Consider the following 15,296-nt stretch of genomic DNA (forward strand, 5'->3'; position numbering starts at 1 on the left):
ACCGTAGTTTTACCTATATAGCGATTAGTATTTTTCTAATACTAATACATCGTAACCATCTAACATTTTACGACCATCTAAGTAAGTAAGTTCTACTAAGAATGCAATTCCTGCTACAACTCCGCCTAGCTCTTCAACTAGCTTAATTGTCGCTTCGATTGTTCCACCTGTAGCTAATAGATCATCTGTAATTAATACGCGTTGGCCTGGCTTAATTGCATCTTTATGGATTGTTAAAACATCTTTACCATATTCTTTACCGTAGTCAACTGTAATTACTTCACGTGGTAATTTTCCTAATTTACGAACTGGCGCAAATCCTACTTCTAATGCGTAAGAAACTGGGCAACCAATAATAAAGCCACGAGCTTCTGGACCTACTACAAGGTCGATGTCTCTCTCTTTTGCATACTCAACGATTGCATCTGTTGCTGCTTTGTATGCTTTACCGTCGTTCATTAACGGTGTAATGTCTTTAAACACAATACCTTCTTTTGGATAGTCCGGTACAATTGCGATATGTTGCTTGAAATCCATATTTCTGAATCCTCCTCAGATCTAAAAGGTTTGTAAATACAAATCCTTTACCCTAACTGTTCTACTTCTTTATGATTACGAATCGTTTCAAACCATGTATATAGTTGCTGATATGTGCTATAAACCAATTCTTTTTCTAATTGTAAGTGGTTCATTTTCTCACGATATGTGTTCGATTCAATTAAATCACGCTTTTGTTTTTTGTCTGCCATAAAAATGACGCCATCTTTTATTGTAACAAATTCTAACTCAAAAAACACCTGTGTCATGAAATTTACTGTATCTTTTGACCAACCTTTATGTTGACATAGTTGTTCTCCATATTGCCTTAAAGAAAATGGTGATTTTTGGCTCAAGAATGAATAGTACCATTTAAAGTGATCCCTCGTTGGAACAGTGCTAAATAAATGATTATTCTCTTGATAAAATAGCGTATAAATTCGCGACGGGAACCCAACTTTAAATAGATCTCGTAATTCATCTGTTCCTTTTGGTAAATCAAGTAACACGATGTATTGCTCATCTAACTCGGTTACTTCTGATGCATGCATCATATGCTCTTTATAGTCTTCTAAAGAAAATTTATTCAATACCTCTTTAGAAAAATACAACATCGTGATTTTTTCTTTCGGAAGTTCTGCTACATTTGCTTCTACGTTACGCATACTACGCCAATCAAATAATTGCCATGCCTCTACAGCAATATCTTGCACCATTAATTGCGGCTTCTTAAAATTATTCCATTCATTGATAGACGCTTCTCCTATTACAGATACTTTTGCAACTGGAGAAATTTCTTTCGCATACGCACCAAAACCGAATCCAATTGTATCCAATGTTGCTTGTCCATCACGAAGAGACATCTTTAAATGAGAACCGTCTGATCCGATTGCACGAATACTTTCTAACTCCGCATCTTTCACTGCAATACGTGGCTTTGGATTTCCAACACCAAATGGTGCTAACTTTTGCATATCTTCAATTGCTGCAAGTGTTACGTCCTCCACTTTGCAAAAAGCATCGACAGCTGTAATTGGAATAAAATCTTCTTCCGTTAAAATTGTATCTGCCTGTTCATTTAAACGGCGGCGTAATTCATCTACATCATTCATATGTAGCGTCATTCCCGCTGCCATCGGATGTCCTCCGAAGTGTGGCAATAACTCTCTACAATCTGACAAGTTTGCAAACAAATCAAATCCTGCAATACTACGCGCTGAACCTTTTGCAGTTTCTTTTACAGGATCAATGCATAGTACAATCGTTGGACGATAAAAACGTTCAACTAATTTAGAAGCGACAATTCCAATTACACCTGGATTCCAGCCTTCTTTTGCAAGCACTAATACTTTATTTTCTTCAGGCGGGAAATTATTTTCCACCTCAGCGATAGCTTCTTCTGTAATTTGCTTTACAATATCTTTTCGCAGTTTGTTCAGTTCATCAATTTCTTCAGCCAGCTCTTTCGCTTCTTCCGGATCCTCTGATAATAAAAGATGTACAGCCGGCGTAGCATCTTCTAAACGTCCAACTGCATTAATACGAGGTGCAATTGAGAAGCCAATACTCTCTTCTGTAATTTCACTTTGCGAAACGTTAGCAACTTTAAATAGCGCCTTTAGTCCAATATTTTTCGTCATGCGCATATGTTTTAAACCGCGCTTCACTAGCAATCTATTTTCACCGTGAAGTGATACTAAATCGGCTACTGTACCAATTACTGCAATTTCTAATAAATGTTCTGGTACACGGCCCAGTAGTGCATGCGCAACTTTAAACGCAACACCAACGCCCGCTAAATAGTGAAACGGATACACACCGCCATCTAATTTCGGATGAATAATCGCAAGTGCTTCTGGCAATTCTGGTGGCGGCTCATGGTGATCTGTAATAATTAGATCTATCCCAAGTTCCTTCGCTACTTTCGCTTCATGTACAGCTGCGATACCAGTATCGACAGTAATAATTAATGAGAATCCTGCGCTATGCGCCCAACGAAATGCTTCTTCGTTTGGTCCATAACCTTCTGTAAAACGGTTTGGGATATAAAATTCTACGTCTGCACCTAATTCTTGCAAGGCAAGATATAACACAGTCGTACTACTTACTCCGTCCGCATCGTAGTCACCAAATATTAATATTTGCTCTCCATTTTGAATCGCCTTATTTACACGTTCTACCGTTCTATCCATTCCTTCTAATAAAAATGGATCATGAAATTCTTGATTTTCTGTATTTAAAAAATCTAAAATCTTATCTTCTGTATCTAATCCTCTACCGAGGAATAACGAAACGACAAGTGGTGATAATTGTAATTTACTTGCTAATTCACTCACTCGCTCGCCATTATATTCTTTTTCTTTCCAACGCGTCTTCGGTTGTAACACGAAATCACCCCTTAACCTGTTCATTATACAAGACAGATTAAGGGGTGACAATATAATGCAAACTACGATGCAATATCTATATACTAAAATGTTAATAATGTTTAATTTGGAGAATACGGATTTATATGTACAAACACATTTTGTACGTTATCTTGTTTCATAAGCGTTTCTTTCACATGCTTTCCAATGCGATGCCCTTCTTCTACAGTAATGTATGGATCTACAGAAACTTTAATATCAACAATAACATAATGACCATGTTCCCTTGCGTATAAAGAACCAATTTTTTTTACACCATCTATTTGAAGTACTGCTTCTCTAAGCGGAATAACATCTTCCTCATGAAGAACATGATCAAGCGTTGCATGAATTGCTTCTGCCCCAATACTCCATGCCATTTTTGCAACAAGAAGTGAAACAAATAATCCTGCAATTGGATCGGCATACACAAGCCAATCTAACCCGAACTTACCACCAATAATCGCTGCACAAATACCGATTAAAGCTGCAATTGAAGAAAACACATCTGAACGGTGCTCATATGCATTTGCAATAATTGCATCACTATTTACCCTTTTCCCTAATCGGAATTTATATTGAAACATTCCTTCTTTCACGATAATTGAAAGAACGACAGCAAAAATTGTAATCCCTTTCGGCGGTTCTAGTTCCTGTGAAAAAGCTTTTATGGACGAAATCGCTATCTCGATTCCCACAATAAATAATAATACTGCAACAATAATCGCTGAAATCGATTCCGCTTTACCATGACCATACGGATGATCTTCATCGGGCGGCTGCTTTGCTGCTCGTAACCCAAACAGTACAGCTAGCGAACCAATTACATCTGATGCAGAATGCACCGCATCTGCTAATAGCGCTTTACTGTTCCCAATATAACCAATTACCGCCTTTATAATCGCTAATATAATATTACCAACGATCCCGACAATAGCACCAAACTCGGCCTGTTTAAAACGTTCATCTTTTTCCATCATTAAAATCCCTTCTTTTCTTAACCTATCTTTTTATTGTAACAAAAACAGCGATAACATCACCACTTTCTTCCATTTCATCATTTCAAAGTAACTATCTTATTGTATCCACAAACGAAAAAAGAGATGCCTCATAAAGAGACATCATCTTTTTTATACTTGCGGTTCAGATTCTACTTTCTCAACCTTTTTCTTGTTTTTGCCCTTTTTCAAACGACGGTTTTCAAGCATTAACCAAATTTGAGAAGCAACGAAAACAGAAGAATACGTACCTACAACTAGTCCAACAAGTAACGCAAACGAGAAGTTACGTAGTGACTCACTACCGAAGATAAGCAGTGCAATTACTGGGAATAACACTGTTAATACGGTGTTAATCGAACGACCAAGCGTTTGGCGAATACTTGCATTTACGATTTCTTCTAAGTCTTTTATATCGCGAACTCGTTTTTTCTGTTTGTATAATTCACGGTTTCTATCAAACGTAACAATTGAGTCATTAATAGAATAACCGATGATTGTTAACACGGCAGCGATAAACGTTAAGTCTACCTCCAATTGGAAAATACTAAATATAACAATCATAACGAATGCATCATGTAATAATGCAAGCACTGCAGATAATGCGTACGTAAATCGGAATCGAATACTTACGTATAAAATGATAACTGCAGAAGCAATTAATACTGCGATAAATGCATTTCTTGCAATTTCTTTACCAATTGTCGGCGAAACTGTACTTACGTTTGGATCTGTACCATATTTATCGTGGAAGAATGTTTTTGTTTTCGCAATTTCATCTTTTGATAGAACACCTAATGTACGAACTGCGAATCCCTTATTGTCATCTCCAGTCGGTACAATGTTTTCTTCCTTCACATCAATGTTCAATTCTTTAAAATCTTTATGAACATCAGACACAGTAACTGATTGTTTTGATTGCAGGTCGATACGTGTACCACTGGCAAAGTCAATACCAAGATTCATTTTGAAAATTGGTAAAATAATTGCACCTGCAATTACAACTACAATCGAGAAGATAAGGAATTTATGACCGACATTTACAAAGTTAATACGATCAAATTTCGTTGGTGGATGTACTACACCTTTTGTTAACGGAATAATATCCTTTTGTTTCACACCAAAGTATCCTGGTTTTTTATCGAAGTAACGGCTCTTTACAAGTAAACTTAGTAAGAAACGAGTACCGAATACGTTCGTAATAAAACCGACTAAAATACTTACAATTAAACTTGTTGCGAATCCTTTTACAGAGCTATTACCGTAAACGAATAATACACCAGCTGCTGCAAGTGTTGTAATGTTCGCATCTAAAATTGTTGCTAATGAACGATGGTTACCAGCACGGAATGCTGACATCATTGACTTACCAATTTTCAGTTCTTCTTTTAGTCTCTCGTACGTAATAATATTCGCATCCACTGCGATACCTACCCCGAGCACTAACGCCGCAATACCTGGCAACGTAAGAACTGCATGCATCCAGTTAAAGACAAGTAATGTAACGAAAATGTATAGACCTAACATAATAACCGCTACAAGTCCTGGTAAACGGTAGAATACAAGCATAAATAAGAAAATAAGAGCGATACCAATCGCACTAGCGAAAATTGTTTGCTCTAACGCTTGTTGACCAAATTTCGCTCCAACAGATGTTGAATACATTTCTTTTAAATCAACCGGAAGTGCACCTGCGTTTAATAAAGATGAAAGTTGTTTTGCACTTTCAACTGTGAAGTTTCCACCTACGATAGATACTTCAGCTTGGTTAAATACTTGACTTACTGTTGCTGCTGATAAGAATTTCGGATTCGGTTTTGCAGATTCTGCTTTATACGAATCTTTTCCTTCTTCAAAATCAAGCCAAATTACCATTAAATTCGTTGGTGGTGGCATTTTTGAAATTTTCTCAGTTACTTCACGGAATTTTTCAGCGCTTTTTAGTGTAAGACCTACACTCGCACGGCCTTGCTCATCAAATGTTTGCTTCGCTCCGCCACCTTTTAAATCCGTTCCATCCATAAGAAGATTGTCATCTACATCACGGAATGTTAATTTCGCTTGTGTTGATAACATTTCACGTGCTTTTTGCTGATCTTGTACACCAGCAAGCTGTACACGAATTCGATCTTGTCCTTCGATTTGAATGTTCGGCTCACTTACACCGAGAACATTGACACGATTTTCAAGAGCACCTACTGTACTTACAAGTACATCTCGATCGATTTTATCACCTTTTTTGGCTGGTTTTACTTCATACAGAATTTCAAAACCACCGCGAAGGTCTAGTCCTAGACTAATTCCTTTTGCTATGTCTTTTCCTGCCGCACCAATTACTCCACCGATTAATAAAACGATGAGGAAAAAGGCGGCAATTCTCGTACCACGCTTTGCCATATGTACCCTCTTTCCGCTACTAACACTTCAAATAAATCTTTTACGATTCACCTTCACACGTGTGCATACGCCTAGTTAGTAGACTTCCTTTCTATAATTTTGCTAGTTCATCACCAGCTGTGTCGGTAAGTTTTTCACATTACCTACACTTTCATTATTTATTTTCTCTCTTCACTACCCCCTTTATATATAATCTTAGACATAATTATTTCCTCATTATCAATACCTATCATTATACTGCAAAAGGAAGAACAAACCAATTGCAGTCGGTTATTTATTTTCATATTCATCAAATGACCAAAGCGGCGCTTGATATGCTTCAACAGTTAAATAAGTCATATATTCATTAGCACTTACTGTTAATACGTCATTAACTAATTCATACAATCTAACATCGCTGTCTATCTTCTTCCACTTTTTCACTTTAAGAAATTTCCAAATGTCATCATCTGTCACTCGGTCGTAACCGAACATTTGGAACTCTTCTACTTTACTTTCTAAAACGACTTGTAACTGTCCGCGGTACGATTCTACCAAAGCCTCTCTATCTAACATATATAACATCTCCTTCTTATTTCAGCACGAAAAGTCGCTTTTAATCCCGCTCTAATGGACAGCAATAACTACTTTCAAGAGTACTCTCTTAAATGCTTGTCATTCTTGTCTCGTACGTGCATATAAATTATTGTAAATCATTCCACTGATTTTGAGAAGGTAGGAGAAGACCATGACGAGACAAAGCTTTTTAAAAGGCGCATTTATTTTAATGATAGCCGGCTTTATTACCAAAATTTTAGGATTTATTAATCGTATTGTAATGGCACGTATTTTAGGAGAAGAAGGCGTTGGCCTTTATATGATGGCCGTCCCTACATTTATTCTAGCAATTACATTAACACAAATCGGTCTTCCTGTCGCAATCGCAAAATTTGTAGCAGAAGCAGAAGCTGTGAATGATAAACAAAAAGTTAAAAAAATATTAACAGTATCATTAGCTGTTACATCTGTTATTAGCATCATTTTAACAATTGGAATTATGCTTCTCACACCTATTTTAGCAAAAACATTATTAACTGATGAACGAACGTATTATCCATTAATGGCTATTCTACCTGTCGTTCCTGTTATTGCTGTTTCTTCTGTTTTACGCGGCTATTTCCAAGGAAAACAAAATATGAAACCTAGCGCTTACGCCCAAGTGATAGAACAAATTGTCCGCATTACCATTATCGCTATATGTATTCAATTATTTTTACCTTACGGCGTAGAATATGCTGCAGCTGGCGCTATGTTATCAGCCGTTCTCGGTGAAGTGGCATCGTTATTATTTTTACTTACTTTATTCCAGCGCGAAAAACATTTATCTATACGCTCTGGATTTTTCACTACTGTAAAGGAGAGCAAAGGAACATTTTATTCTCTTATGGATATTGCACTTCCAACTACAGGAAGTCGTTTAATCGGTTCCGTTTCCTATTTTTTTGAACCTATCGTCGTTATGCAAAGCTTAGCGATTGCCGGCGTTGCTGCCTCCGTCGCAACTCAGCAATACGGTATATTAAACGGGTATGCATTCCCGCTTCTTTCACTACCAGCCTTTATTACATACGCTCTTTCGACAGCACTCGTTCCATCAATTAGCGAGGCAATGGCAAAAAGACAACATAAATTAGTAGAACACCGCTTACAACAAGCTCTTCGAATCTCACTCATTACTGGCGGGTGGTCAGTCGTTATATTATACGTATTTGCTTCTCCTGTTTTAACTCTTATGTATGGATCGGATAGTGCAACAGCGTTCATCCAGCTTCTTGCACCTTGCTTTTTATTTCATTATTTTCAAAGTCCACTTACCTCTGTCTTACAAGCTTTAAACTTAGCACGTGCGGCCATGATGAATACGTTTATTGGTGCAATCGTGAAATTAATTGTTATTTTCGTACTAGCCTCAAGGCCAGAGTTTCAAATGATGGGGGTTGCCCTTGCAATTGCAGCAAATATCGTAACAGTAACATTTCTTCATTATGCTACTGTTTTAAAGAAAATTACATTTACCATTTACGCAAAAGACTATATTTTTGGCGGACTTGCCATCGGTATCGCAGGCTCTTTCGGTTTTTATCTTCATAAGTATATAATTTTCTCTCATTCACTTGGCATACAAACATTGTGGGAAATCACTTTAACAACACTCGTTTATATTGTGCTCCTCTTCAGTTTCAAACTCATTCGAAAAGAAGAGTTAAGTCGTCTCCCTATCATTCGAAAACTTTCATTTTTGAAGTAAATAGGCTTACTACGTCGTATAGTAAGCCTCTAATTTTCTTTTAAATCAACAAAAAATTGTCCATTTTGAAAGCTACAGTATAAAATTTGTGTTGTATCGTTATAACCTAAGTTTTTTAATTTGCCAATAAGCCATTCATCTGTATGTTCAATCATTTGTAAATGGCTAGATTGAATTTCTCCATCGATAATAAGGGGAAGCGTAAACTGCAATGCGTCCTGCCCGCCTTTTTGTTTTTGAAAGACAGATAACTTCCCAGATGGTTCTAAAATAGCATATTCTACATCCCGGATGTCTCCAACTCCTTGTTCCCTTAATTGCATCATTAAATCATCTATATTATAACGTTGCTTTCTCATCTTCTTTTCATCAATCTTTCCTGCATTTACAAGAATGGCTGGCTCACCTTCTATTAAATGCCGAAAGCGTTGATACTTTAACGAAATAACTGACAAAATAATTTGTATACACATAAGAAAAGTCATCGGAACTAATTGGTGCCAAAGTGATTTATCGGTATTTTCAATTGCGACTACTGCCATTTCACCAAGCATAATGAATACGACTAAATCTAATACACTTAGCTCTCCAATTTCACGTTTACCCATAAGACGAAAAATAATTAAGATGATGATATACAAAAGCATCGTCCGGCCAATGATTGATACCCATTCCATTTTTACATCTCCTTTTTACGTATAGACTCCCCTATAAAAAAGAAAATAGTCTAACTTAGGCAAAAGGAAAATATGCTTGTATTAAAAAGGGGGAATGTATAAATGGATGGAACGAAAAAATTATCAACTGCAATCGGCTTCGGTATCGTTATCCTATTAATTCTCGCAACAGTTACTAGCATGATTATGGCTCTTTTATTAAAATTTACAGATATGAATGAAGGAACATTAGCTGTTACTATTTTTATACTCGCACTTTTATCTATGCTTATATCCGGGTTTACTGCCGGCAAAAAAGCACAAGGGAAAGGTTGGCTAGTAGGCTTCTCAACAGGACTTACATTCACTATACTTGTTTTTCTAGTTAACTATTTAGGCTTCTCTCAAACTTTATCGAACTCGCAGTTACTTTACCAATTAGCATTAATGGGCGCGAGTACACTTGGTGGCATTTTCGGTGTAAATATGTCCAAACAAAATAACTAAAAAAAGGCCCTGCACATTTCATGCAGGGCCTTCCTTATTAGTTTTTCACAACTTCACGAATCGCATTACGATCGAAAGTTAAGTGTGAACCGCCAGATTTAACAACGATTTTCGTCTCATCTACTGATTCAATTGTACCGTGTAAACCACCGATTGTTACGATAGCATCACCTTTTTTTAACTCACTTTGCATTTGAGCAACTGCTTTTTGACGTTTTTGTTGCGGGCGAATTAATAAGAAATAGAAAATCGCAAACATCGCAACGATCATAACGATATTCATCATACCTGGATTCATCTTTTGTTCCTCCTTTTAAATTATGTATTAGAAGTTTTTAGCATTCGGTTTATTAAAGCCATACTGTTCAAAGAATTCTTCGCGGAAATCGCCAAGACGGTCTTCACGAATAGCTTGTCTCACCTGCTCCATTAAGTTTAACAGAAAATGAAGGTTGTGATAAGACGTTAAACGAATTCCGAACGTTTCATCACATTTCATTAAGTGACGAATGTACGCACGAGAGTAATTTTTACATGTATAGCAATCACAGTTTGGATCAAGCGGACCGAAATCTCTTGCAAATTTCGCATTTTTGACAACAAGGCGGCCTTCACTTGTCATACATGTACCATTTCGAGCGATACGAGTTGGAAGTACGCAGTCAAACATATCAATACCACGAATTGCACCATCGATTAACGAGTCAGGAGAACCTACTCCCATTAAGTAACGTGGCTTATTATCTGGAAGAAGTGGCGTTGTAAACTCAAGTACACGGTTCATAATATCTTTCGGCTCACCTACAGATAAACCACCTACCGCGTAACCAGGGAAGTCCATTGAAACAAGGTCTTTTGCACTTTGGCGACGAAGCTCTTCGAACTCCCCACCCTGTACAATACCGAATAAACCTTGATCTTGTGGACGTTCATGTGCTTTTAAGCAACGCTCTGCCCAGCGGCTTGTACGCTCTACAGATTTCTTCATATATTCAAAAGTAGCTGGGAATGGTGGACACTCATCAAATGCCATCATAATATCTGAACCTAATGCATTTTGAATTTCCATCGCTTTTTCTGGTGATAAGAATAATTTATCTCCATTTAAGTGGTTACGGAAATGAACGCCTTCCTCTTCAATGCGACGGAAGTCACTTAAACTGAATACTTGGAAACCACCAGAGTCCGTTAAGATTGCACGATCCCAGTTCATAAATTTATGCAAACCGCCTGCTTCACGAATGATTTCGTGACCTGGACGTAGCCATAAATGATACGTATTACTTAAAATAATGCCAGAATCCATTGCTTTTAATTCTTCTGGTGACATTGTCTTAACTGTTGCAAGCGTACCAACTGGCATAAATGTTGGTGTATCAAATGAACCGTGTGGCGTATGTACACGTCCTAAACGGGCACCTGTTTGTTTACAAGTTTTAATAAATTCATAACGAATTGCTGTCATAATTTACTCCTTTTATTTGTTTCCCATTTTAGCGTGAGAGGCAACGAACATTGCATCACCAAAGCTAAAGAAACGATATTTTTCTTTTACTGCTTCATTATAAGCATGAAGTACATTATCTCTGTTTGCAAATGCACTTACAAGCATAATTAATGTTGATTTTGGTAAATGGAAGTTTGTAATTAAACCATCAATTGCTTTAAATTCGTAACCTGGGTACATAAAAATGTCTGTCCAGCCAGAAGCAGCACAAAGCTTGCCGTCATGATCTGTCGCAATTGTTTCTAACGTACGAGTTGAAGTCGTACCTACCGTAATAATACGTCCACCATTCTCTCTTACACGGTTTAATAATGCCGCCGTCTCTTCAGACATATGGTAATATTCTGCGTGCATATGGTGTTCTTCAATTGTATCAGCAGAAACTGGTCTAAATGTTCCAAGCCCTACGTGAAGTGTAATAAATGCTAACTCAACGCCTTTTTGTTTTAACTTTTCCAGTAACTCTTCTGTAAAATGAAGTCCTGCAGTCGGCGCTGCTGCTGAACCGATTTCTTTCGCATATACTGTTTGATAGCGATCGCGATCTTCTAGCGTCTCTTTAATATATGGAGGAAGTGGCATTTCCCCAAGTTCATCTAAAATTTCATAGAAGATGCCGTCATATGAAAATTCAAGCTGACGTCCACCTTGATCTGCAGTTCCTGTGCAAGTTGCTTTTAATTTTCCTTCGCCAAAAGAGATAACAGTTCCTTCTTTTACACGTTTCGCTGGCTTAACAAGCGTCTCCCACTTATCGCCTTCTTCTTGTTTTAAAAGAAGTACTTCAATATGTGCGCCTGTATCTTCTTTCACACCATGCAGACGAGCAGGCATTACTTTCGTTTCATTTAAAACTAAACAATCCCCCTCATGTAAGTAAGAAAGAATGTCTGTAAAATGTTTATGCTCAATATCGCCTGTTTCACGGTCTAACACCATTAATCTTGATGTTTCACGCTCTTCTAATGGGACTTGTGCAATAAGTTCTTCTGGTAAATGAAAATCAAACAGATTAATATCCATAACTATATCCACCTATTTCTTATTTGAATCGATTTATTATATACATAATAAAAGATAATACAATACTTAACACAATACATGTAATGATAGGAAAATAAAAGGTAACGTTTCCTTTTTTCACAAAAATATCGCCTGGAAGCCTTCCAATGAACTTCCAAGCTAATCCAACAACGATAAGTAAGATACCTGCTGTAATAAGCAATTTTGGCATCTCCGTCATACTTTTGGCATCTCCATTCCGAAATGCTCATATGCAAGTGGCGTTACAATTCGGCCCCTTGGCGTTCGTTGTAAAAAGCCAATTTGTAATAAATACGGCTCATACACATCTTCAATCGTATGAGATTCTTCTCCAATCGTTGCCGAAACCGTTTCTAATCCAACTGGACCACCACGGAACTTCTCAATAATACCAAGCAATAATTTATGGTCAATATGATCTAGACCTAATTTATCTACTTGCAGCAATTCTAATGCCATTTGTGTAATTTCCATCGTAACCGTTCCGTTACCACGAACTTGTGCGAAATCTCGTACACGTCGTAATAAACGATTCGCAATACGAGGTGTACCACGAGCACGTCTTGCAATTTCTAGTGCGGCTAACGAGTCAATTTCAACTTCAAATACTTCTGCTGTACGTTCAACAATCTCAGAAAGCTGATCTACTGTATAATACTCTAATCTTGAAAGCACACCGAAACGGTCACGAAGCGGCGCTGATAACGCACCTGCACGCGTCGTTGCTCCAACTAATGTAAATGGCGGTAAATCTAAACGTACAGACCTTGCTGACGGTCCTTTTCCAATGACAATATCAAGGCAAAAATCTTCCATCGCAGGATATAGCACTTCTTCAATTGATCTATGCAAACGATGAATTTCATCAATAAATAATACATCCCCTGGCTGAAGTGCTGTTAAAACAGCCGCTAAATCACCTGGTCTTTCAATTGCCGGTCCTGAAGTTGTTCTAACATTTACGCCCATTTCATTGGCAATAATATTCGCAAGCGTCGTTTTACCAAGACCTGGTGGTCCATATAAAAGCACGTGATCTAACGTTTCTTCACGCATTTTCGCCGCTTCAATAAACACCTCTAAATTATGTTTCGCTTTATCTTGGCCAATATACTGACGGAGCGTCTGTGGCCGTAATGAATATTCTAAATCCGCATCTTCATATGCAGATTCCCCTGAAAGGAGACGTTCGTCCATTATACTCACCTCTTACCATTTAGTAAAAGACTAAGTGCCTTTTTAATATACTGATCCGTCGTTAAGGATTCTTTTAATAACTCTGGTACAACGCGAGAAACTTCTCGTTCCGCGTATCCAAGTGCGCGCAGAGCTTCCAGCGCCTCATCAAGCTCAGCTGACGAACCTTTCTTCTCATCAAAACGTTCTGTATCTGAGAATAAATCAACAAATGCATCTGGTACAACGTCTGCTAGTTTTCCTTTTAAATCTAAAATCATTTGGCGCGCTGTTTTCTTTCCTACGCCCGGGAACTTCACTAAAAACTTCTCGTCCTCATGTTCAATTGCTTGAACGACCTGTCCTGTTTGACCAGAAGCTAATATTGCAAGAGCGCCTTTTGGTCCAATACCAGACACACCTAACAACTTTGTAAATAATAAACGCTCTTCACGTGTTTTAAACCCGTAAAGCGCCATAATATCTTCTCTCACATAATGATATGTATAGACACGGATTTCTTGCTTACTTCTTTGAAATACATACGGATTCGGTGTGAAAATTTGATAACCAATTCCATTATGATCAATTACGACATATTCCGGTCCTACATACTCCACGTAACCTGTAACATATTCAAACAAAATACGATCTCTCCCTCTTAAATCATGTATTCCATTTTAACATATTTAATGATAGAAAAGCGAGACTGCCCCAACAAATGTTCTCTATTTGAAACTTCTGTTATTTTCATTGACAGAAAGGTTAAAGCACATTAATATACAGAGGTCGATAATGATTATCAATACTAATTAAAGGGGTTACATCAGGATGAAACGTAAGCTATTTATTTTATTTACTATTATGCTAGTTGTTCTTTCTATCGTTGGCTGTTCTTCTCAAAAAGAAGAATCAAAAGCAAAAGAACAACCGAAAACAAAAGTTGTAAAACACGCTAAAGGGGAAGCTACAATTCCAGTAAATCCAAAGAGAATTGTTGATTTATCTGGTTCAACAGAAGAATTATTACTTCTTGGACACAAACCTGTTGGTACAGCAAATACATATAAAGATAAAATCCAAAAGCATTTGACAGAAAAGCTAGACGGAGTAAAAGCAGTAGGTTGGTATTGGGCACCTAAAGTTGATTTAGAAGCTGTTACTGCTTTAAAACCAGACTTAATTATTTTGAACAATCGTCAATTAAAAATTTATGATCAACTAGAAAAAGTAGCACCGACAGTTGTTCTAGAAACAAACTTAGAAGACTGGCGCGGTAAGTTTAAAGAAGTAGGTAAACTATTTGACGAAGAAAAGAATGTCGACAAATGGATTGCAGACTACGATAAAAAAGCCGACTCTTTATCTAAAAAGATTAAGGAGAAAACAAAAGATGAGAGCTTTATGTTCATCGCAGTTACACCACAAAACTTCCGTGTATACGGTAGCTTCGGGTACGGTGACATCATCTTTAACGACTTAAAACTTCCAGCAACAAAAGGTACAGATTTAAAACAAACGATGGCGCAAGTATCGCTAGAAGGTCTTGTTGCATTCCAACCTGACCAAATGTTTATTGTAAACTTTGGCGGTGAAGCTGATAAAGTTTACGAAGACTACAAAAACAGTGCCGTTTGGAAAGACAATAAAGCAGTAAAAAACAATCACGTATATGAAGTATCAAACGAAATCTTCAATACGAAAGCTTTCAATCCAATCGGAAAAGATATGCTAATCGATGAAATCGCAAAACAAATTTTAGATAAAAATAAATAAGAAAAA

Annotated in this window: 15 protein-coding genes; 3 read left to right on the top strand and 12 right to left on the bottom strand. The window is 37.2% G+C overall.

Annotated elements, in window-relative coordinates; genetic code table 11:
• Positions 1 to 24: 24 nt before the first annotated feature.
• From ACTFNE_RS03515 to ACTFNE_RS03535, 5 genes are all read right to left on the bottom strand, one after another.
• Positions 25 to 537, bottom strand: a complete 513-nt coding sequence (locus ACTFNE_RS03515; RefSeq protein ID WP_000346214.1) for an adenine phosphoribosyltransferase — start codon at positions 535 to 537, stop codon at positions 25 to 27.
• 47 nt (positions 538 to 584) lie between these two features.
• The gene (recJ, locus tag ACTFNE_RS03520) at positions 585 to 2,924 is read right to left on the bottom strand and encodes a single-stranded-DNA-specific exonuclease RecJ (protein ID WP_270705133.1); all 2,340 of its coding nucleotides are present in this window, start codon (positions 2,922 to 2,924) and stop codon (positions 585 to 587) included.
• Between the two features lie 101 nt (positions 2,925 to 3,025).
• Positions 3,026 to 3,919, bottom strand: a complete 894-nt coding sequence (locus ACTFNE_RS03525; RefSeq protein WP_033674155.1) for a cation diffusion facilitator family transporter — start codon at positions 3,917 to 3,919, stop codon at positions 3,026 to 3,028.
• 153 nt (positions 3,920 to 4,072) lie between these two features.
• Positions 4,073 to 6,337 (bottom strand): protein translocase subunit SecDF, encoded by a 2,265-nt coding sequence (gene secDF / locus ACTFNE_RS03530; protein ID WP_001119080.1) that lies wholly within the window; start codon positions 6,335 to 6,337, stop codon positions 4,073 to 4,075.
• 270 nt (positions 6,338 to 6,607) lie between these two features.
• A complete protein-coding gene (locus ACTFNE_RS03535) occupies positions 6,608 to 6,892 on the bottom strand; it encodes a post-transcriptional regulator (protein ID WP_000886978.1) in 285 nt (94 codons plus the stop codon).
• A 172-nt stretch (positions 6,893 to 7,064) separates the two neighbouring features.
• Between ACTFNE_RS03535 and spoVB the strand changes: the two genes are divergently transcribed.
• Positions 7,065 to 8,624, top strand: coding sequence for a stage V sporulation protein B (gene spoVB / locus ACTFNE_RS03540; protein ID WP_000198280.1), 1,560 nt, complete (start codon positions 7,065 to 7,067; stop codon positions 8,622 to 8,624).
• A gap of 29 nt (positions 8,625 to 8,653) precedes the next feature.
• On the opposite strand, the gene ACTFNE_RS03545 is transcribed toward spoVB, so the two are convergent.
• The gene (locus ACTFNE_RS03545) at positions 8,654 to 9,301 is read right to left on the bottom strand and encodes a DUF421 domain-containing protein (protein WP_270705131.1); all 648 of its coding nucleotides are present in this window, start codon (positions 9,299 to 9,301) and stop codon (positions 8,654 to 8,656) included.
• Between the two features lie 102 nt (positions 9,302 to 9,403).
• Between ACTFNE_RS03545 and ACTFNE_RS03550 the strand changes: the two genes are divergently transcribed.
• The gene (locus tag ACTFNE_RS03550) at positions 9,404 to 9,787 is read left to right on the top strand and encodes a TIGR04086 family membrane protein (RefSeq protein ID WP_000349147.1); all 384 of its coding nucleotides are present in this window, start codon (positions 9,404 to 9,406) and stop codon (positions 9,785 to 9,787) included.
• Positions 9,788 to 9,824: 37 nt separating this feature from the next.
• Here the strand turns inward: ACTFNE_RS03550 and yajC are convergent, their stop codons facing one another.
• The 6 genes from yajC to ruvA are packed head-to-tail and all read right to left on the bottom strand — an operon-like array spanning position 9,825 to position 14,158.
• Positions 9,825 to 10,085 (bottom strand): preprotein translocase subunit YajC, encoded by a 261-nt coding sequence (gene yajC / locus ACTFNE_RS03555; RefSeq protein WP_001068067.1) that lies wholly within the window; start codon positions 10,083 to 10,085, stop codon positions 9,825 to 9,827.
• 27 nt (positions 10,086 to 10,112) lie between these two features.
• Positions 10,113 to 11,252: a tRNA guanosine(34) transglycosylase Tgt gene (gene tgt / locus ACTFNE_RS03560; RefSeq protein WP_000125362.1), complete on the bottom strand. Its 1,140-nt coding sequence runs from the start codon at positions 11,250 to 11,252 to the stop codon at positions 10,113 to 10,115.
• Between the two features lie 12 nt (positions 11,253 to 11,264).
• Positions 11,265 to 12,317: a tRNA preQ1(34) S-adenosylmethionine ribosyltransferase-isomerase QueA gene (queA, locus tag ACTFNE_RS03565; protein WP_000354031.1), complete on the bottom strand. Its 1,053-nt coding sequence runs from the start codon at positions 12,315 to 12,317 to the stop codon at positions 11,265 to 11,267.
• A gap of 19 nt (positions 12,318 to 12,336) precedes the next feature.
• Positions 12,337 to 12,537 carry a DUF2905 domain-containing protein gene (locus tag ACTFNE_RS03570; RefSeq protein WP_000138162.1) on the bottom strand — a complete coding sequence of 67 codons (201 nt, stop codon included), beginning with the start codon at positions 12,535 to 12,537 and terminating at the stop codon, positions 12,337 to 12,339.
• On the bottom strand, positions 12,534 to 13,535 hold the full coding sequence (gene ruvB, locus ACTFNE_RS03575) for a Holliday junction branch migration DNA helicase RuvB (protein ID WP_046197784.1): 1,002 nt from the start codon (positions 13,533 to 13,535) through the stop codon (positions 12,534 to 12,536). Before ruvB ends, ACTFNE_RS03570 begins: the two co-directional genes overlap by 4 nt.
• 5 nt (positions 13,536 to 13,540) lie before the next feature.
• A complete protein-coding gene (gene ruvA / locus ACTFNE_RS03580; RefSeq protein ID WP_000464511.1) occupies positions 13,541 to 14,158 on the bottom strand; it encodes a Holliday junction DNA helicase RuvA in 618 nt (205 codons plus the stop codon).
• 187 nt (positions 14,159 to 14,345) lie between these two features.
• On the opposite strand from ruvA, the gene ACTFNE_RS03585 reads away from it, so the two are divergent.
• On the top strand, positions 14,346 to 15,290 hold the full coding sequence (locus ACTFNE_RS03585) for an iron-hydroxamate ABC transporter substrate-binding protein (protein ID WP_270705130.1): 945 nt from the start codon (positions 14,346 to 14,348) through the stop codon (positions 15,288 to 15,290).
• The last annotated feature ends 6 nt before the right edge of the window (positions 15,291 to 15,296 follow it).

This window comes from Bacillus cereus group sp. MYBKT111-2, assembly GCF_051915205.1.
Classification (GTDB): domain Bacteria; phylum Bacillota; class Bacilli; order Bacillales; family Bacillaceae_G; genus Bacillus_A; species Bacillus_A paranthracis.